The following is a 17,133-nucleotide window of genomic DNA, read 5'->3' as shown; positions in this document are numbered from 1 at the left end:
CGCCGGCATGGCGTGGCGGCACGTGCGCACCGACCGGAGCGTCGTGCACGAGCGCGTCGGCTGGCCGACGGTGCGGCGCATCCTGCGCTTCGCCGGACCGCACCGCGGCGTGATCGGCGTCTTCCTGGTGCTCACGGTCCTGGACGCCGCGCTCGTCGTCGTGGTGCCGCTCCTGACCCAGCGACTGGTCGACGACGGCATCGGCCAGGGCGACACCGGCCTCGTGGCACGGCTGGCCGGCGCGATGGCCGCGTTCGCCGTCCTCTCGGCCGTCCTGACCGTGCTGATGGGCTGGCTCTCCTCCCGCATCGGCGAGGGGCTCATCTACGACCTGCGCACCCGGGTCTTCGCGCACGTGCAGCGGCAGTCGATGGCGTTCTTCACCCGCACCCAGACCGGGGCGCTGGTCTCGCGCCTGAACAACGACGTCATCGGCGCCCAGCGCGCGTTCACGTCCACGCTGTCGAGCACGGTCTCCAACCTCGTCGCCGTCGCGGTCGTCGGCGTGACGATGCTCGCGCTGTCGTGGCAGGTGACGCTGCTGTGCGTCGCGGTGTTCCCGGTGCTGCTCGTCGCCTCCCGCCTGGTCGGGCGCCGGCTCGCCCGGCTCACCCGGGCACAGATGGACGGGAACGCCGAGCTCGGCAGCCTCATGACCGAGCGCTTCAACGTCGGCGGCGCCATGCTGCTCAAGCTCTTCGGGCGGCGCGCCGACGAGGACGCCCTCTTCGCCTCCCGCGCGGCCACGGTCCGCGACCTCGGCATCAGCATCGCGCTGACCTCGAGGCTCTTCGGCGCGGCCATGACGTCCGTCCCCGCCCTGGCCGGGGCCCTGGTCTACGGCGTCGGCGGCGTCCTGGCCATCCAGGGCTCCCTCACCGTGGGCACCCTCGTGGCCCTCGCCGTGCTGCTGCTGCGCCTCCTCGGCCCGCTGCAGGGCCTCTCCAACGTCCGCATCGACGTGATGACGGCGCTCGTGTCCTTCGACCGCGTGTTCGAGGTGCTGGACCTCCCCTCCCTCGTCGTCGAGAAGGACGACGCGCTGACGCTGCCCCGCGACGCCGGCCTCCTCGAGCTCGACCGGGTGACCTTCGCCTACCCCGACGACGTCTCCCTGGCCTCGCTGGAGGGCGTCGTGCGCGAGGGTCCGCGCCCGGGCGCCGGCCCGGTGCTCCACGAGGTGAGCCTGCGGGCCGAGCCCGGCCAGATGGTCGCCCTCGTCGGACCCTCCGGCGCCGGCAAGACCACCGTCACGAGTCTCGTGGCGCGGCTCTACGACGTCGACGGGGGCGCCGTCCGCGTCGGCGGGCACGACGTCCGGGCGGTCACCCTGGACTCCCTCGAGGACGTGGTCGGCTACGTCACGCAGGACGCCCACATGTTCCACGACACCGTGCGCGGCAACCTGCTCTATGCCCGGCCGGGCGCCGACGAGGACGAGCTGTGGGCGTGCCTGGAGGCCGCCCAGGTCGCGTCGCTGGTCCGCGGGCTGCCCGAGGGCCTCGACACGGTCGTCGGGGACCGCGGCTACCGGCTCTCGGGCGGGGAGCGGCAGCGACTGGCCATCGCCCGGCTGCTGCTGAAGTCACCGTCGATCGTCGTCCTCGACGAGGCCACCGCGCACCTCGACTCCGAGTCCGAGGTCGCCGTCCAGCGCGCCCTCGACGCGGCGCTCGAGGGGCGCACGAGCCTCGTGATCGCGCACCGGCTCTCCACCGTCCGGCACGCCGACGTCATCGTCGTGCTCGAGGCCGGACGCGTCGTCGCCACCGGGACGCACCAGGAGCTCCTGGCGGCCGGGGGGCTGTACGCCGACCTGTACCGCACCCAGTTCGCCGCGGACCCGACGGCAGCCGGCACCACCCACGACGGCACCGGTCTCGACGCCGTCAGCGGCGCCCCCGCCTGAGCGCCCGAGCGCGCTCGACCACACCCGACCGCACCACCACTCACGAAGGAGCCTGCCCGTGGACCTCGGCCTCGAGGGAACCATCCAGATCGTCACGGGGGCCGGGTCCGGCCTCGGTCGCGCCACCGCCGAGGCGCTGCTGGCCGACGGGGCGCGCGTGGTCGTGTCCGGACGGCGTGCAGAACCGCTCGAGGAGCTGGCGGCTGCCCACCCCGACCACGTCCGGGTGGTCCGCGCTGACAACGCCGACGCCGACACCCCCGCACGCCTCCTGGCCGCCGCGGCGGACTGGGGCGCCCCCGACGGCCTGCTCGTCAGCGTCGGGGGCCCGCCGGCGGGCACGGTGAGCGACGTGGACGACGACGCGTGGCGTCAGTCCTTCGAGTCCGTCTTCCTCGGTGCCGTCCGGCTGGCCCGCGTGATCGGCGCGGCCATGGCCGCGGGGGAGGGAGGCTCGATCGCGCTCGTGCTCTCCTCGAGCGTCCGCGCCCCGCTGCCCGGGCTCGGGATCTCCAACGGGCTGCGGCCGGGGCTCGCCATGGTGGCCAAGTCGCTGGCCGGCGAGCTGGGGCCCGCCGGGGTGCGGGTGAACTCCCTGCTGCCGGGGTTCATCGACACCCCGCGCACGCGCTCGCTGCAGGGCTCCGACGCGGGAGCGTCCCGGGTGGCCGGCATCCCGCTGCGCCGCGTCGGCTCTCCGGAGGAGTTCGGACGGGTCGCCGCCTTCGTCCTCAGCCCCGCCGCGTCCTACCTCTCGGGCGTCGCGCTGCCCGTGGACGGGGGAGCGATCCCGTCCCTCTGAGCGGCAGCCTCGCCGCCGGCGTCCTCGGCGTCCTCGGCGCCCTCCGCGGCGAGGGCGGCACGGGCGGCCGCCTCCCGGGCCCGCTGCTCCTCGAGCATCCGGGCGTACGGGTGGTTGGTCCGCCGAGGCTTGCGCTCGGGCTTCTGCTTCCGAGCGGGCCTCGCGGGGCGGGTGTCACCCTGCGCGCCCCCGGCGCCGACAGCCACGGGAACGGGCACCGGGCCCCTGACCCGGTCGTCCTCCTGGGCGCCCTCCAGCCCGTCCTCCTGCGGCTCCCGCTCGGAGCGCCGCCCGTTCCTGCGCTCGTCGATCGCGAACCAGACGTACCCGACGACGGCCAGGAGGCCGAAGAACCACCACTGCAGCGCGTAGAAGAAGTGCGGACCGTTGCCCAGGTCCGGCAGGACGACGGGCTCCAGCGCCGTGGCGGGGGCCGGGGACTCGGTCTTCAGCTCCGTCCAGCCACCGAGGACGTCGATCCCGAGCGAGTCCGCGATCGTCACGGACGAGACGGCGCGGGTGGACTGGTCGTCGACCGCGGTGCTGTCGCCCGACCCGTCCACGCGTACGTACGCCGTGACACGCACCTCCCCGGACGGCGGGGCCGGCACGTCGTCGGGGTCGGCGGTCCCGGCGTTGTCGGTGGCGAGCCACCCGCGGTCCACCAGCAGGGCCGTGCCGTCGTCGAGGACGAGCGGCACCACGACGTCCACGCCCGCCTCGCCGTCGCGGGTCTGGTACCGGACGATGACGGTGTCGTCGACGTCGTAGGTGCCCGTGGCCGACACCACGCGCCACTCGTCGGCGTCGTAGACGGGGCGCCCCACCGCGAGGACGTCGGACGCGGGGACGGGCGCGGCCTTCTCGTTCGTGACGACCTGGGCGTTGGTGGCCTTGGTCTCCACGAGACGGTGCCACTGCCACAGGCCCAGCGAGTACGTCATCCACGTCAGGAACGCGACGGTCAGGGCGAGGAGGACCCAGCGGCGGCTGAGGAGGAACGACCAGGCACGCACGTCGTCAGCGTACGGGTCGTGGTCGCCTGGACTGCAGGTGACGGGCACCCACGTAGGGTGTGCGCGTGAGGACGCTGCCGCTGCTGGACCGCTACGGACGGGTCGCGCGGGACCTGCGCGTCTCCCTGACGGATCGCTGCAACCTGCGCTGCAGCTACTGCATGCCGCCCGAGGGCCTCGAGTGGGCACCGGACGACACCCAGCTCACCGACGACGAGGTGGTCCGGCTCGTCCGGGTGGCCGTGCAACGCCTGGGTGTGACGGGTGTCCGGTTCACCGGCGGCGAGCCCCTGCTGCGCCGTGGACTGGTCGACATCGTCTCCCGCGTGCGTGCCCTCGAGCCCGACCGTGAGCGGCTCGGCCTCTCGGTCACCACGAACGCGCTCGGCCTCTCCCGCAGCGCGCAGGCCCTCGCGGACGCGGGGCTGGACCGCGTCAACGTCAGCCTCGACACCGTCCGTCCGGAGACGTTCCTCAAGATCGCGCTCCGCGACCGTCTCCACGACGTCGTCGACGGGCTCGCGGCCGCCCAGGCCGCAGGGCTGGGGCCGGTCAAGGTCAACGCCGTCCTCCTCCGTGGCATCAACGACGACCAGGCGCCCGAACTGCTCGCCTGGTGCCTCGAGCGCGGCTACCAGCTGCGCTTCATCGAGCAGATGCCTCTGGACGCCCAGCACGGCTGGGACCGCTCGGCCATGGTGACCGCCGACGAGATCGTGTCCCGGCTCGAGGAGCGGTTCACGCTCGCGCCGGCCGCCGAGCCGCGCGGCTCCGCGCCGGCGGAGCTCTTCTCGGTGGACGGTGGGCCCGCCACCGTGGGCGTCATCGCGTCCGTCACCCGGCCGTTCTGTGGCGACTGCGACCGGGTCCGGCTCACCGCCGACGGGCAGGTGCGCACGTGCCTGTTCGCGCGGGAGGAGTCGGACCTGCGCAGCGCCCTGCGGGCCGGTGCCGACGACGGGGAGCTGGCGACCCGGTGGGTGACCGCGATGCGGGGCAAGGCCGCCGGACACGGGATCGACGACGAGTCGTTCCTCCAGCCGGACCGACCCATGTCCGCCATCGGCGGCTGACCCGGCCCACCCGTCGCGCTCGCGGCGGTGGCCCCCAGGGATCAGACGGTCGGGTCGGCGCCCGGGGAGTGCGCCACGACGTCCTTGAGGAACCCGCGGCTGCTGAGGAACGAGCCCAGCGACTCGCGGTGCTCCGCGCACGCCAGCCAGACCTTGCGGCGCTCCGGCGTGTGGACCTTGGGGTTGTTCCAGAGCAGCGCGTGCTCCGCGGGCGCGGTGCAGCCCTTCGCGGAGCAGACGTCGGGCGCGGTGGCGGGGGGCTCGGGCAGGGTCACCGGCCGGACCCGCCGACGGCGTCGGGCGAGCCGCTGCCCCCGAGCTGGCGGTGCACGTAGGCCGAGCCGCGCAGGTCCACGCCGTCGTCCCGCGTGCTCTGGACGTTCGCGAGGATGACCGCCACGTACGGCAGGAACACGGCGCCGACGATGAGGATCGGCCACAGCCAGCCGATGCCGAAGACCCCCGCGATGCCCGCGCCCACGAAGCAGGCGGAGCGGATCCCCATGGAGATGAGGTAGCGCCGCTGCCTGGTGCGCAGGTCGGCGGCGCGGCTGGTGGGGGCGGTCGTGATGCGGACCGCCTCGTCGGGTCGCTGCCTGGCCATGGGTCCAGTGTACGAAGCGGACCTGGGACGCCGGTCACCCCTCCGCAGCCCGGACGCGCCACCTCCCCGGGCGGGGCAGGTGGCATCGGGACTAGGCTCGCAGGACGGGCGCACGCCGTCTGCGCGCCCCTCGTCGAGGAGGACACCATGACCGACCGCACCTACCGCGTCACCGAGATCGTCGGCACGTCGCCGGACGGCATCGACCAGGCCATCCGCAACGGGATCTCCCGGGCAGCCCAGACGCTGCGCCACATCGACTGGTTCGAGATGACCCAGGTCCGCGGGCACGTCCGCGACGGCGAGATCGAGCACTTCCAGGTCGGCCTCAAGGTCGGCTTCCGCCTCGAGGACGAGTGATCCGGCCCACCACGGCGGCCGGGCCCGGCACAGACCCGGGACCGGTCCGTCGGCGGGGCGCGCTGGGGATACTGGCGGGTCACCAATAACGTGACCGCCGTGAGCGACGCAGAGCAGAACACCCCCGCAGGCCGGTCCGTCCTCGTCACGGGCGGCAACCGCGGCATCGGCCGCGCCATCGCGGAGGCCTTCCTGGCCCAGGGCGACCGGGTCGCCGTCACCACCCGCAGCGGCGGCGCCCCCGAGGGCGCGCTGGACCTGCGGTGCGACGTGACCGACCCCGACGCCGTCGAGGCCGCCTTCAAGGCCGCCGAGGAGGCCCACGGCCCGGTGGAGGTGCTCGTCGCCAACGCCGGCATCACCGCGGACACCCTGCTGCTGCGCATGAGCGAGGACGACTGGGAGAAGGTCATCTCGACCAACCTCACCGCGTCCTTCCGCCTGGCCAAGCGTGCCGCCAAGGGCATGCTGCGGCTGCGTCGGGGCCGCATCGTGTTCATCTCCTCCGTGGTCGGGCTCCTCGGCTCGCCGGGGCAGGTCAACTACGCCGCCTCGAAGGCCGGCCTCGTCGGCATGGCGCGCTCGATGGCCCGCGAGCTGGGCTCCCGGTCGATCACGGCCAACGTCGTCGCCCCCGGGTTCATCACGACGGACATGACGGCGGCGCTCCCCGAGGAGCAGCAGAAGGAGTACGCCTCGCGCATCCCGCTGGGCCGGCTCGGCGCGGTCGAGGACGTCGCCCAGACCGTCACCTGGCTCGCCGGCGACGGCGCCGCCTACGTCACCGGGGCCGTGATCCCGGTCGACGGCGGCCTCGGCATGGGGCACTGACGCCCCCGGGCACCCGCCCCTGGCCCACAGCCACCCCGGACACCCGGACACCTCGGACATCCCGGCCTCCCTGGCCGGACCCGCAGACCACCGCAGCACCCACAGGCAGGAGCATCACCACCATGGGCATCCTCGACGGCAAGCGCATCCTCGTCGCCGGCGTCACGATGGACACCTCGATCGGCTTCGCGACCGCCCGCGTCGCCCAGGAGCAGGGCGCCACCGTCCTGATCTCCAACTTCGGTCGCGCGCTCGGCATCACCCGCCGCATCGCCAAGCGGCTGCCGGTCGAGCCCCCCGTCCTCGAGCTGGACGTGACCGACCCCGAGCACCTCGAGCGGCTCCCCGAGCTCGTCCGCGAGCACGTGGACGGCCTGGACGGCGTCGTGCACTCCATCGCCTACGGCAACCCCGAGACGCTGCTGGGCGGCAAGTTCCTCACCGGTCCCTGGGAGGATGTCTCGCAGGCCGTTCAGGTCTCCGCCTACTCGCTGGCCAGCCTCACCAACGCCTGCCGCCCGCTCATGCAGCCCGGCTCGTCCGTCGTCGGCATGACCTTCGACGCGACCGTCGCCTGGCCCGCCTACGACTGGATGGGCGTCGCCAAGGCCGGCCTGGAGTCGACCTCGCGCTACCTGGCCCGCAACCTCGGCCCCGAGGGCATCCGGGTCAACCTGGTCTCCGCCGGACCGCTCAAGACGCTCGCCGCGAAGGCCATCCCCGGCTTCGAGGACCTCGAGAACATGTGGCAGACCCGTGCCCCCCTCGGCTGGGACAACACCGACCACACGCCGACCGCCAAGGCAGTCGTCGCGCTCCTGTCGGACTTCTTCCCCGCCACCAGCGGCGAGATCGTGCACGTCGACGGCGGGTTCCACGCCACCGGCGCCTGACGCCGCCGCACCTCCGCTCTGGACCTCTGTTCTGGACACCGGCCGGGTCGCCCTTCGGGGCGGCCCGGCCCTCCTGCGTCCTGGCGTTCCCGCTTCCCTCCCGGCGTCCTTCCCGGCGCTCATGCCGTTCGCCCGGTGCGCCCTGTGGTCCTCTCGATCCGGGGGACCCTGGGGGAGTGCGCCGGCCCTCGATGGGGGAGGCTGTGCAGGTGCCCGACACGACTCGCCGTCTCGTCCTGGTCCGCCACGCCCAGGCCCAGCAGATCGCCCGCTCCGACCACGAGCGTCCCCTGACGCCCCGCGGCCAGGAGGACGCCCTCGCGGCGGGCTCGTGGCTGGCCGCGCAGGGGATCTCCCCTGACGTCGCGCTGGTCTCGGACGCCCGGCGCACTCGCGAGACGTGGACCGGGCTGGTGGACGGCGCCGGGTGGGACCTGGAGCCGACCGTCTCTCCGGCCGTCTACGAGGCCGGTGCCGCCAGCGTCCTGGACCTCGTCTGGGCCACCGACGACGACGCCCGCACCCTGCTCGTGCTGGGCCACAACCCGACGATGGCCATGCTGGCGTCCCTCCTCGACGACGGCTCCGGCGACGCCGAGGCAGGCAACGCCGTCGCCCTCGGCTTCCCGCCCTGCTCGCTCGTCGTGCTCGAGGTCTCCGGCGGCTGGACCGCCGTCCAGCAGGCCTCCCTGCGTCTCACGCAGTTCCACGTCGCTCGGGGCTGACGGCCACTCTGACTACGCTCTGCCTCCGCTCTGGCCGCGGCCCTGGCGGCTGGTTGCGGCTGCTGCGCCCCACGTTTGGTCACCAACCCTGCGTCGGAGGGCTGATTTCGCCACGTTGGTGACCAAACCTGACGCCGAGACCCCTGCAGGCCCGAGATCGGACGCCGGGCAGGTACACCGGCTCCCAGCCGAGCTCGGCAGCAGCGCCTGAGCCCGGCCAACCCACGTTTGGTCACCAACCCTGCGCCGGAGGGCTGATTTCGTCACGTTGGTGACCAAACCTGACGCCGAGACCCCAGCAGCCTCAGATCGGACGCCGGCCAGGCACACCGGCTCCCAGCCGGCCTTGGCGGCAGCGCCACCGCCCGGCCAACCCACGTTTGGTCACCAACCCCGCCTCAGACGGCCGATCTGACCACGTTGGTGACCAAACCTGGGGCCATCAGGACCAGCAGACCGGAGAACGCCACCGCCCGAGCACCCACGGCACCGGGCGAACCGCCAGGATCAGGCTAGCGGGGGCGCGGGGGTGGTGATGCCGGCGGCCGCGTCGGCGGCCTCGATCTCCTCACGGGTGATCCCGAGCAGGTACATGATCGTGTCGAGGTAGGGGACGTTCACGGCGGTGTCGGCCCGCTCCCGCACCATCGGCTTGGCGTTGTAGGCGATGCCGAGGCCGGCGGCGGCGAGCATGTCGAGGTCGTTGGCGCCGTCGCCGATCGCGACGGTCGCGGCGACGTCCACGCCCACCTGCTGGGCGAACTCACGCAGTGCGGCGGCCTTGCCGGCGCGGTCGACGACCTGGCCGATCACCTTGCCGGTCAGCTTGCCGTCGACGATCTCCAACTGGTTGGCGCGGGCGTAGTGGATGCCGAGGTCGACGGCGAGCCGGTCGGTGATCTGGGTGAAGCCGCCGGAGACGATGGCAAACCGGTAGCCGAGTCGGCGCAGGGTGCGGACCATCGTCCGGGCGCCCGGGGCGAGCTCGATCGCGTCGTACACCTGGTGCAGCGCGGAGGCGGGGACGCCCTCGAGCAGCGCGACGCGAGCGCGCAGCGACTCCTCGAAGTCCAGCTCACCGCGCATCGCCCGCTCGGTCACCTCGGCGACCTGCGCCTCGCACCCGGCGTGGGCGGCGATCATCTCGATCACCTCGCCCTGGATGAGGGTCGAGTCGACGTCCATGACGATCAGGCGCATGCCCCGGCGCAGGATGCCGGCCGGCTGCACGGCGACGTCGATCCGCTGCCGCGCCGCCTCCACGGACAGCAGCTCGCGCAGCCGCTGGGGCTCGGCGCCGGAGACGTGCAGGTCGATCGCCGTCACGGGATAGCTGGCCAGCCGCTGAATGCGGTCGATGTTGGCACCGGCGGCGGCGATGGTCGAGGTGATCCCCGACATCGCGGACGCCGAGAGCGGCGTGCCGAGCACGGTGACGTGGGCGCGGCCCTCGGCCGGCGCCTGGGACAGGCCGGTGCCGGCGTCCACCTCGACGCTCATCTCGAGCCGGGCCGCGGTGGCCTCGACGGCCGCGCGCATGGCGTCCGCGTCGCCGTCGACGGTGACCAGGACGCCGAGGATCAGGCGTCGGCGCAGGACGATCTGGTCCAGGTCGACGACGGTGACCCCGAACTCCGACAGCGTCGAGAGCACCGCCGAGGTCACGCCGGGCCGGTCACGGCCGGACAGCGTCACCAGGAGGGTGTGGGAGTCGGGGCGCGGGGTGGGGGCCGGCTGCTCGCTCATCACGGCGAAGGCTACTGCCCGCGCGCCCGGGACGTCGCTTCCGGGACGCCGCGCGCGGGCGCAGGCCCGCCCGCAGCCGGACGCCGACCGCCCGCTCAGTCCCCGGGGGGCCAGCCCTCGGGGGAACCGGCGGCCACCAGCGCCTCGCGGGCGGCGCGGGCCAGGGGCCGGAGCGCCTCTACTCGGGCCTGTGCCTCGCCGAGCGACACGGCGCCCCCGTCGTCCTCGAGGGCGACGTCGCAGATCTCCAGCGCCTGCAGCCCCCGGACGGCCAGGTCCACCGCCCGAGCAGGGACGCCGGGCGGGCCCGCCACCCGCTCGCGGTGCCGGAGGTTCAGCAACAGGTCGGCCGCCTCGGGTCGCCACCGGGCGACGTCGAGCCTCGCCAGCAGGTCCGCCGCGGCGGGGAGGGCCGCGCGCAGGCCGCGGTCGGCCTCCCCGAGGTCGACCAGAGGACGCCGGCGTGCCGGCTGCGCGACCCAGGTCGTCGCGCGCCCCACGACCACCGGCACCAGCCCGATCGGCGGCTCGACACCCGGCCCGGAGACCACGACCGCCTCGCCGGCGTCCAGGGCGGCGGCGTTGAAGGGCGGCGGCCCGCCGAGCCCGATCGGCAGGCCCTCGGCCGGGAACGCCGCACCGATCGTGTCGGCGCCCTCGGCACGCAGCCGACCGAGCCCACCGACCAGCGTCTCGGTCTCGGCACCACCCAGGCCCAGCTCACGCAGACCGTGCACCGCATGCGTCGCCTGGTCGGCCACGACCTCGTCGATGAGGTGGTCGGCGACGACGTGGCCGCGCAGCCACGCCGTGCCCCACCAGGCGAGCCGGAGCGCGTCGGGGAGAAGGGTGCTCACGGGGGCCGACGGTACCGGCGCCACGCCCACCCGTCCGGCTCCGGTCCGCCCGGCGGGGCACCCGCGGGCGGGCTCCGGGCCGGGGCTAGGGTGACGCTCATGGCCGCAGTCCTGGACCTCGTCGATGTCACCGTCCGCCGCGGGGAGTCCCTCCTGCTGGACCGCCTGAGCTGGACCGTGGAGGCCGAGGAGCGCTGGGTCGTCCTGGGCCCCAACGGCGCCGGGAAGACGACCCTGCTCTCGGTCTGCTCCAGCCAGATGCACCCCACGTCCGGCATCGTCAGCATCCTCGACGAGCTGCTGGGCGACGTCGACGTCTTCGAGCTGCGTCCGCGCATCGGCATCACGTCGGCGGCGCTGGCCGAGCGCATCCCGCGGCACGAGACCGTCCACGACGTGGTGGTCTCGGCGTCCTACGGCGTCCTCGGACGCTGGAACGAGACCTACGAGGACGCCGACCACGACCGCGCCACCGCGCTGCTGCGCGAGCTCGGGGTCTCCCGGCTCACCGACCGCCGCTTCGGCACGCTGTCCGAGGGCGAGCGCAAGCGCGTCCAGATCGCGCGGGCGCTCATGACCGACCCGGAGCTCCTGCTGCTGGACGAGCCGGCCGCCGGCCTCGACCTCGGCGGCCGCGAGGACCTGGTGAGCACCCTGTCGATGCTCGCCTACGCCGAGGACTCCCCGGCCACCGTCCTCATCTCCCACCACGTCGAGGAGATCCCGCCCGGGTTCACCCACGCCCTGCTCCTGCGCCAGGGCCAGGTCGTCGTCGCCGGCGAGATCGAGGACGTGATCAACGAGGAGAACCTCTCCTCGACCTTCGGCCTCCCGCTGCACGTGAGCCACACCGACGACGGCCGCTGGGCGGCCCGGCGCCGGGCCTCGCACTCGCGCTGACCCCCGCCGTCACCTCGTCGGGGGTTTCCGGACGGCAACCGCCCCGCGCTCGCCGTCCGCGGGCTAGGGTCGTGCCATGGACTGGCTCGCGGACCACACGTGGGTGGCCTGGCTCGGTCTCGCGGTGCTCCTCGGGGCCGGGGAGATGATCACCCTCGAGCTCACGCTGGCGATGCTCTCCGTGGGCGCCCTGGCGGGCATGACCGCCGGGCTGCTCTCGGCCCCGTTCGTGCTCCAGGTCCTGGTGGCGCTGGGCGCCAGCGGGGCCACGCTCGGGCTCCTGCGTCCCCGGCTGATCGCGCGACTGCACGGCGGGCCCGAGCTCGTCCTGGGCACCGCGCGCCTGCTCGGCAGCAGGGGAGTGGTGAGCGAGGACGTCTCCCGCCACGCCGGTCTCGTGCGCCTCGGCGGCGACACCTGGACCGCCCGGCCCTACGACGACACCCTCACGCTGCCCGCCGGGACCGAGGTCGAGGTCATGGAGATCCGCGGCGCCACGGCGCTCGTGCATCCCGTCCACGGCTACGACCCCCTCGACGGTCCTCTCGACAGCCCCCACGCCGGGCCCGCGGACGAACCAGGAACCCACGGGACGTCCTGAGCGTCCCACCTGCACCACCGGCCGCTCAGCGCCCCGCCGGGTGCGACGGCCGCACACCACCCACCCAGGGAGAACGGATGCCACTGCCACTGCTCGTCGTCCTCGTGCTGCTGCTCGTCTTCGTCGTCACGGTCCTCGCGAAGGCCGTGCGGATCGTGCCCCAGGCACGCGCCGGCATCGTGGAGCGCTTCGGCAAGTACCGCGCGACGCTGCCGCCCGGGCTCAACCTGGTGGTCCCGGTGGTCGACAACGTCCGGTACATCATCGACATGCGTGAGCAGGTCGTCTCGTTCCCGCCGCAGCCGGTCATCACCGAGGACAACCTGACGGTGGAGATCGACACGGTCATCTACTTCCAGGTCACCGACCCGGTGTCGGCGACCTACGAGATCGCCAACTACATCCAGGCCGTCGAGCAGCTCACCATGACGACCCTGCGCAACATCGTCGGTGGCATCAACCTCGAGGGCACCCTCACCAGCCGCGAGACCATCAACGCCGGCCTGCGCGGCGTCCTGGACGAGGCGACCGGCACCTGGGGCCTGCGCGTGAACCGCGTGGAGATCAAGGGCATCGAGCCGCCGCCGTCCATCAAGGACTCGATGGAGAAGCAGATGCGTGCGGACCGCGACAAGCGCGCCGCCATCCTCAACGCCGAGGGCGACCGCCAGGCCGCCATCCTCACCGCGGAGGGTCGCAAGCAGTCCGCGATCCTCACCGCCGAGGGCGAGCGGGAGTCGGCCATCCTGCGGGCGCAGGCCGACCGCGAGGCCGCGATCCTGCGGGCGCAGGGTGAGGGCCAGGCCATCCAGACGGTCTTCCAGGCGATCCACGACGGCGGCGTCGACCAGTCGCTGCTCTCCTACCAGTACCTCCAGATGCTCCCGAAGATCGCCCAGGGCGACGCCAACAAGGTCTGGGTCATCCCGAGCGAGGTCGGCAAGGCCCTCGAGGGCCTGGGCTCGACGATGGGGTCGCTGGCCGGCGTCCCGGACCACGTGGACGGGCCGCGGACGCGGATGGACCTCGGCCCGAGCGAGCCGGACGTCCCCGAGCGCGGGGAGAGCAGCGCCGACGAGGCGGTCGCGGAGGCCCTGGCGGCCGCCGAGGACGCGGCGAACCCCGGACGCACGCCCGAGGCCTGACCGCGAGGTCTGACCGCCGGGCCTGACCCCGGGACTCAGTGCGGTGGGTGCCGGGGTCAGACCCCGGCGTCCACCGCCACGTAGGTGTCGAGCCAACGCTCGATCTCGGCATAGGCGGCGTGCCGCACCGGCTCCCGGGAGAGCACGACGTCGTGGATCGCCCCCGGCACGGCCGCATAGGTGACGTGCCGGGACAGGCTCGTGGACCAGCGCCGGATCTGCTCCACGTCGAGGACGACGTCGGTGGAGACCAGGTCGTCGTCGAAGGACGTCGGGTGCGAGCTGCGGTCGGAGGAGAGCACGAGGACCGGCGCGCCGACGTCCAGGCCCCGGTGCACCCGCGCGTGGCCGCGGCGCACCGCGCGCAGCCAGCCGGCGTAGACCTTCATCGACTCGGCCGGCTTCCACGACAGGTCGAAGTCCCACTCGCCCTGGTGGTCACGGTGCAGAGCCTGGGTGTAGAACCCGTCGACCGCGCGCTTGATCTCGAACCGGGGGCGGTGCGCGCCGAGGCGGTCGATGGCGACGGTCCCGACCGTCCGCAGCAGGACGCTGCCCTGCATGTCCAGCCAGGGGGAGTTCAGCACCACGCCGGCCAGGCCGGCGGGTCGGGCGGCGTCCAGCCACAGGGGCAGGACGAGACCCCCGGTGGAGTGGGCGGCGCCGATGACGTGGGTGTGACCGTCCCGCACCGTGATCCGCTCCCAGGCCTCGGCGAGCTCCTCGCCGTACTGGTCGAGGTCGGTGACGAAGGCGGGGGTCTGGCCGTCGCGCAGCGAGCGCCCGTACTTGCGCAGGTCGAGGGCGTAGAAGTCGTAGCCGCGGTCGAGCCACCAGCGGGCGAAGTCGACCTGGAAGAAGTAGTCGCTGAACCCGTGCACGTAGAGCACGGCCCGGCGGGTGGGCTCCGCGGCCGCGTGGTGGACGAGCGTGGCCACGACGGGCCCCTCGTCGTCGTGGCCGAGGTGCAGGGTCTCCGCGGTCCACGGCTCGCCGAGGACGTCGGGGAGCACGTGGTCGGCGTCCGGGGCACTGGGGGAGGTCACGAGGCGATCCTGCCACGCCTCCCGACCGGCACGGGTCGGTCGCCGGCGGTTCGGGGGCGGGTGGGTCGCGGACGCTCCTCCGGGTGTCGCCAGGGGGTGCCCAGCCCGAAGCGGCCGCCGCGGTGGCTCGCACGCAGGTCGAGCGCGCGCGCCGGGTGGTTGCTGGTGACCAGCCAGGCCCGTCCGGGGCGCAGCCAGTACCGCAGCCCCCGCTCGGTGTCCACGGTCCACACCAGGAGCGGGATGCCGTGGTGACGGGCGAAGGACGCCGCGCCCAGCCGGGCGATGGCGTGCTGGGCCACGACGAGGTTGGCGCGGGAGCGCGCGACCCGGCGGGCGGGGCGGATCTCGGAGAGCCGGGTGGTCAGCTGACCCCACCAGGGGAGCTCGTCGACGGGGCGGCCCAGGCTGAGGCCCACGAGGATGTCGTGACCCTCGGCGTCCGCCCAGTCCCTGACCGCCCGCACCGACTCGTCGACGAGCGTGGTCACGATGACGTCGGCGGCCGGGAGGTGCGCCAGCGCCAGCCGGGTCGCCGCGACCTCGTGGGTCTCCTCCGGGCGCGCGTACAGAGCCTCGGGCGAGGTGAGCTTGAGGTCGACGTGCGCCCGGGCACGACCGGCCAGGGCCCGGAGCACGTCCTCGAACAGCAGGTGCTGGGGCGCGGCGGCCGCGAACGTGGGGTAGTCGAGCGACTCCAGGGGCCGGCGTCGTCCCTCGACCCCCACGTGGGCGTCGTGGAAGCACACGAGCGTCCCGTCGGCGCAGCGCCGGACGTCGACCTCGACGAAGTCGACCCCCGCCGCGAGCGCCCCGTCGAGCGCCGGCCGGGTGTTCTCCAGGCTGCGGTCGTCGCCGGCCCCGCAGCGGTGGGCGCTGACGAGGACGGGCCGCCCGGGGAGGCGGGGACTGATCGGCACGTCGTCGACACTACAAGCGTCACGGCCCCGACCCACGGGGGTCGGGGCCGTGCTCGCAGACCTTCGGGCGACGTTCAGCCGCGCCTCGGTCTCCGTTCAGACGGTGGTGGTCGGCTCCGTCGGGTGCGGCGCCGCGGGCGCCCCCTTGCCGGCGTGCACCGCCTCCTCGATGCGCTTGCCGATCTCGGCGTCGACGTGGCGCCAGTACTCGAACGCCCGCTCCAGGACGGGGTCGCTGACCCCGCCGAGCAGGTGCCCGGCCACGGTCTCGACGAACCGGTCGCGCGCGTCGTCGTCGAAGACCTCGCGCACCATGGCCCCGGCCTGGCCCCAGTCGTCGTCCTCGGCACGCAGCGTGTAGGCCTCGCGGACCATGTCCCCGTCGGTCTCCCAGCCGTCCTCGGCCGGGCCGGTGAGGTCGGAGAACGGGTCGCCGTAGGAGTTCGGGGCGTACCGGGAGCGGTCGCCCGTGTGGTCGTAGGCCATCGGGCCGTCGAACTGGTAGGTGAAGGCACCCTCGACGCGGTGCCTGTTGACCGGCAGCTGCTGGTAGTTGGGGCCGATCCGGTACCGGTGCGTGTCGGAGTAGGCGAAGACCCGCCCCAGCAGCATCTTGTCCGGCGAGAAGCCGATGCCCGGGACGATGGCGGAGGGCTCGAAGGCCGCCTGCTCGATCTGGGCGAAGTGGTTCTCGGGGTTCTTGTCCAGCGTCATCGTGCCGACCTCGATGAGCGGGTAGTCCGCGTGCGGCCAGACCTTCGTCAGGTCGAAGGGGTTGAACCGGTAGGTCTTCGCGTCCTCGTAGGGCATCACCTGGACCTTGAGCGTCCACGCCGGGAAGTCGCCCGCCTCGATGGCCTCGAAGAGGTCACGCCGGTGGAAGTCGGCGTCCTCGCCGGCGATCCGGTTCGCCTCGGGGCCGGGCAGGCACTCGACGCCCTGCTGGGAGATGAAGTGGAACTTGACCCAGAACTTCTCGCCGGCCTCGTTGTAGAGCATGTAGGTGTGGCTGCCGTACCCGTTCATCTTCCGCCAGGACGCCGGGATGCCACGGTCGCCCATGAGCCAGGTGACCTGGTGGGCGGACTCCGGGTTGAGCGTCCAGAAGTCCCACTGCATGTCGTTGTCCCGCAGGCCCGAGGCGCCTCGCCGCTTCTGGCTGCGGATGAAGTGCGGGAACTTCATCGCGTCCCGGACGAAGAAGACCGGGGTGTTGTTGCCGACGAGGTCCCAGTTGCCCTCGGAGGTGTAGAACTTCAGCGCGAAGCCGCGCGGGTCGCGCCAGGTGTCCGGGGAGCCCATCTCGCCGGCGACCGTCGAGAAGCGGGCCAGCATCTCGGTGCGGGTGCCCGGCTGGAACACGGCGGCCTTCGTGTAGGCCGTAATGTCCCCGGTGACCTCGAACGTCCCGAAGGCCCCCGAGCCCTTGGCGTGGACGTTGCGCTCCGGCACGCGCTCCCGGTTGAAGTGGGCCATCTGCTCCACGAAGTGGTGGTCGTGCAGGAGCATCGGCCCGTCGGGCCCGATGGTCAGGCTCTGGCGGTCGCTGGGCGCGGGGGCTCCGGTGCCTGTGGTCGAGCCCGTGGTCGAGCCGGTGCTGGGCTCCTGGGTGGCGGTCATGCTGATCTCCCTGGTCTCCGGTGACGGGTGCTGCTGTCGGGTGCTGCTGGCAGGTCCCTCGCGGGGTCCTGCTCGGGGTGCGGAC

At 73.5% G+C, this 17,133-nt stretch carries 18 protein-coding genes; 10 read left to right on the top strand and 8 right to left on the bottom strand.

All coding sequences use genetic code 11. The features are described from left to right. Positions 1-7 precede the first annotated feature (7 nt). Positions 8-1,909 carry an ABC transporter ATP-binding protein gene (locus E8D37_RS01155; RefSeq protein ID WP_136567908.1) on the top strand — a complete coding sequence of 634 codons (1,902 nt, stop codon included), beginning with the start codon at positions 8-10 and terminating at the stop codon, positions 1,907-1,909. Positions 1,910-1,967: 58 nt separating this feature from the next. Continuing rightward, positions 1,968-2,711: an SDR family oxidoreductase gene (locus E8D37_RS01150; RefSeq protein ID WP_136567907.1), complete on the top strand. Its 744-nt coding sequence runs from the start codon at positions 1,968-1,970 to the stop codon at positions 2,709-2,711. Here E8D37_RS01150 and E8D37_RS01145 read toward each other — a convergent pair. Continuing rightward, entirely contained in the window at positions 2,657-3,727 is a 1,071-nt protein-coding gene (locus E8D37_RS01145; protein WP_136567906.1) for an SURF1 family protein, read from the bottom strand. The two genes, E8D37_RS01150 and E8D37_RS01145, sit on opposite strands and share 55 nt — an antisense overlap. A gap of 74 nt (positions 3,728-3,801) precedes the next feature. Between E8D37_RS01145 and moaA the strand changes: the two genes are divergently transcribed. Further along, a complete protein-coding gene (moaA, locus tag E8D37_RS01140) occupies positions 3,802-4,800 on the top strand; it encodes a GTP 3',8-cyclase MoaA (protein ID WP_206055520.1) in 999 nt (332 codons plus the stop codon). Positions 4,801-4,841: 41 nt separating this feature from the next. Here the strand turns inward: moaA and E8D37_RS01135 are convergent, their stop codons facing one another. Further along, positions 4,842-5,075, bottom strand: coding sequence for an acetone carboxylase (locus tag E8D37_RS01135; protein WP_206055505.1), 234 nt, complete (start codon positions 5,073-5,075; stop codon positions 4,842-4,844). Continuing rightward, a complete protein-coding gene (locus E8D37_RS01130) occupies positions 5,072-5,404 on the bottom strand; it encodes a DUF3099 domain-containing protein (protein ID WP_136567905.1) in 333 nt (110 codons plus the stop codon). Before E8D37_RS01130 ends, E8D37_RS01135 begins: the two co-directional genes overlap by 4 nt. Positions 5,405-5,551: 147 nt before the next feature. Here E8D37_RS01130 and E8D37_RS01125 point away from each other — a divergent pair, with 147 nt between their 5' ends. The 4 genes from E8D37_RS01125 (at position 5,552) to E8D37_RS01110 (ending at position 8,213) form a co-directional block, all read left to right on the top strand. Continuing rightward, positions 5,552-5,764 carry a dodecin gene (locus tag E8D37_RS01125; protein WP_136567904.1) on the top strand — a complete coding sequence of 71 codons (213 nt, stop codon included), beginning with the start codon at positions 5,552-5,554 and terminating at the stop codon, positions 5,762-5,764. Positions 5,765-5,863: 99 nt separating this feature from the next. Continuing rightward, a complete protein-coding gene (gene fabG / locus E8D37_RS01120) occupies positions 5,864-6,595 on the top strand; it encodes a 3-oxoacyl-ACP reductase FabG (protein ID WP_136567903.1) in 732 nt (243 codons plus the stop codon). Positions 6,596-6,717: 122 nt separating this feature from the next. After that, complete coding sequence (fabI, locus tag E8D37_RS01115; protein ID WP_136567902.1) at positions 6,718-7,488, top strand: enoyl-ACP reductase FabI; 771 nt, start codon at positions 6,718-6,720, stop codon at positions 7,486-7,488. A 209-nt stretch (positions 7,489-7,697) separates the two neighbouring features. Continuing rightward, positions 7,698-8,213 carry a histidine phosphatase family protein gene (locus tag E8D37_RS01110; protein ID WP_240770110.1) on the top strand — a complete coding sequence of 172 codons (516 nt, stop codon included), beginning with the start codon at positions 7,698-7,700 and terminating at the stop codon, positions 8,211-8,213. 507 nt (positions 8,214-8,720) lie between these two features. On the opposite strand, the gene serB is transcribed toward E8D37_RS01110, so the two are convergent. Both serB and E8D37_RS01100 read right to left on the bottom strand, forming a co-directional pair. After that, entirely contained in the window at positions 8,721-9,959 is a 1,239-nt protein-coding gene (gene serB, locus E8D37_RS01105; RefSeq protein WP_136567901.1) for a phosphoserine phosphatase SerB, read from the bottom strand. 95 nt (positions 9,960-10,054) lie between these two features. Next, entirely contained in the window at positions 10,055-10,816 is a 762-nt protein-coding gene (locus tag E8D37_RS01100) for a hypothetical protein (RefSeq protein ID WP_136567900.1), read from the bottom strand. Between the two features lie 99 nt (positions 10,817-10,915). Here E8D37_RS01100 and E8D37_RS01095 point away from each other — a divergent pair, with 99 nt between their 5' ends. The 3 genes from E8D37_RS01095 (at position 10,916) to E8D37_RS01085 (ending at position 13,462) form a co-directional block, all read left to right on the top strand. Beyond that, entirely contained in the window at positions 10,916-11,716 is an 801-nt protein-coding gene (locus E8D37_RS01095) for an ABC transporter ATP-binding protein (RefSeq protein ID WP_136567899.1), read from the top strand. 76 nt (positions 11,717-11,792) lie between these two features. Then, the gene (locus E8D37_RS01090; protein ID WP_136567898.1) at positions 11,793-12,317 is read left to right on the top strand and encodes an NfeD family protein; all 525 of its coding nucleotides are present in this window, start codon (positions 11,793-11,795) and stop codon (positions 12,315-12,317) included. A 77-nt stretch (positions 12,318-12,394) separates the two neighbouring features. Further along, complete coding sequence (locus E8D37_RS01085; RefSeq protein WP_136567897.1) at positions 12,395-13,462, top strand: SPFH domain-containing protein; 1,068 nt, start codon at positions 12,395-12,397, stop codon at positions 13,460-13,462. A 56-nt stretch (positions 13,463-13,518) separates the two neighbouring features. On the opposite strand, the gene E8D37_RS01080 is transcribed toward E8D37_RS01085, so the two are convergent. The 3 genes from E8D37_RS01080 to E8D37_RS01070 all read right to left on the bottom strand — a co-directional run bounded on the left by E8D37_RS01080 (position 13,519) and on the right by E8D37_RS01070 (position 17,048). Further along, positions 13,519-14,508 (bottom strand): alpha/beta hydrolase, encoded by a 990-nt coding sequence (locus tag E8D37_RS01080; protein WP_240770109.1) that lies wholly within the window; start codon positions 14,506-14,508, stop codon positions 13,519-13,521. Continuing rightward, on the bottom strand, positions 14,505-15,428 hold the full coding sequence (locus E8D37_RS01075; RefSeq protein WP_136567896.1) for a glycerophosphodiester phosphodiesterase: 924 nt from the start codon (positions 15,426-15,428) through the stop codon (positions 14,505-14,507). Before E8D37_RS01075 ends, E8D37_RS01080 begins: the two co-directional genes overlap by 4 nt. Positions 15,429-15,524: 96 nt before the next feature. After that, positions 15,525-17,048: a catalase gene (locus E8D37_RS01070; RefSeq protein WP_136567895.1), complete on the bottom strand. Its 1,524-nt coding sequence runs from the start codon at positions 17,046-17,048 to the stop codon at positions 15,525-15,527. Between the last annotated feature and the right edge of the window lie 85 nt (positions 17,049-17,133).

The sequence above is a fragment of the Nocardioides sp. GY 10127 genome (assembly GCF_004919085.1).
GTDB lineage: Bacteria > Actinomycetota > Actinomycetes > Propionibacteriales > Nocardioidaceae > Nocardioides.
The sequence above is the reverse complement of the archived record's forward strand: the minus strand, read 5'-3'. Positions and strand labels throughout refer to the sequence as shown.

Bases quoted from the DNA above. Each gene is read 5' to 3' on its own strand.
- E8D37_RS01155 (WP_136567908.1), top strand. From the start codon at position 8: ATGGCGTGGCGGCACGTGCGCACCGACCGGAGCGTCGTGCACGAGCGC.
- E8D37_RS01130 (WP_136567905.1), bottom strand. From the start codon at position 5,404: ATGGCCAGGCAGCGACCCGACGAGGCGGTCCGCATCACGACCGCCCCC.
- E8D37_RS01125 (WP_136567904.1), top strand. From the start codon at position 5,552: ATGACCGACCGCACCTACCGCGTCACCGAGATCGTCGGCACGTCGCCG.
- fabI (WP_136567902.1), top strand. From the start codon at position 6,718: ATGGGCATCCTCGACGGCAAGCGCATCCTCGTCGCCGGCGTCACGATG.
- serB (WP_136567901.1), bottom strand. From the start codon at position 9,959: ATGAGCGAGCAGCCGGCCCCCACCCCGCGCCCCGACTCCCACACCCTC.
- E8D37_RS01095 (WP_136567899.1), top strand. From the start codon at position 10,916: ATGGCCGCAGTCCTGGACCTCGTCGATGTCACCGTCCGCCGCGGGGAG.
- E8D37_RS01090 (WP_136567898.1), top strand. From the start codon at position 11,793: ATGGACTGGCTCGCGGACCACACGTGGGTGGCCTGGCTCGGTCTCGCG.
- E8D37_RS01085 (WP_136567897.1), top strand. From the start codon at position 12,395: ATGCCACTGCCACTGCTCGTCGTCCTCGTGCTGCTGCTCGTCTTCGTC.
- E8D37_RS01070 (WP_136567895.1), bottom strand. From the start codon at position 17,048: ATGACCGCCACCCAGGAGCCCAGCACCGGCTCGACCACGGGCTCGACC.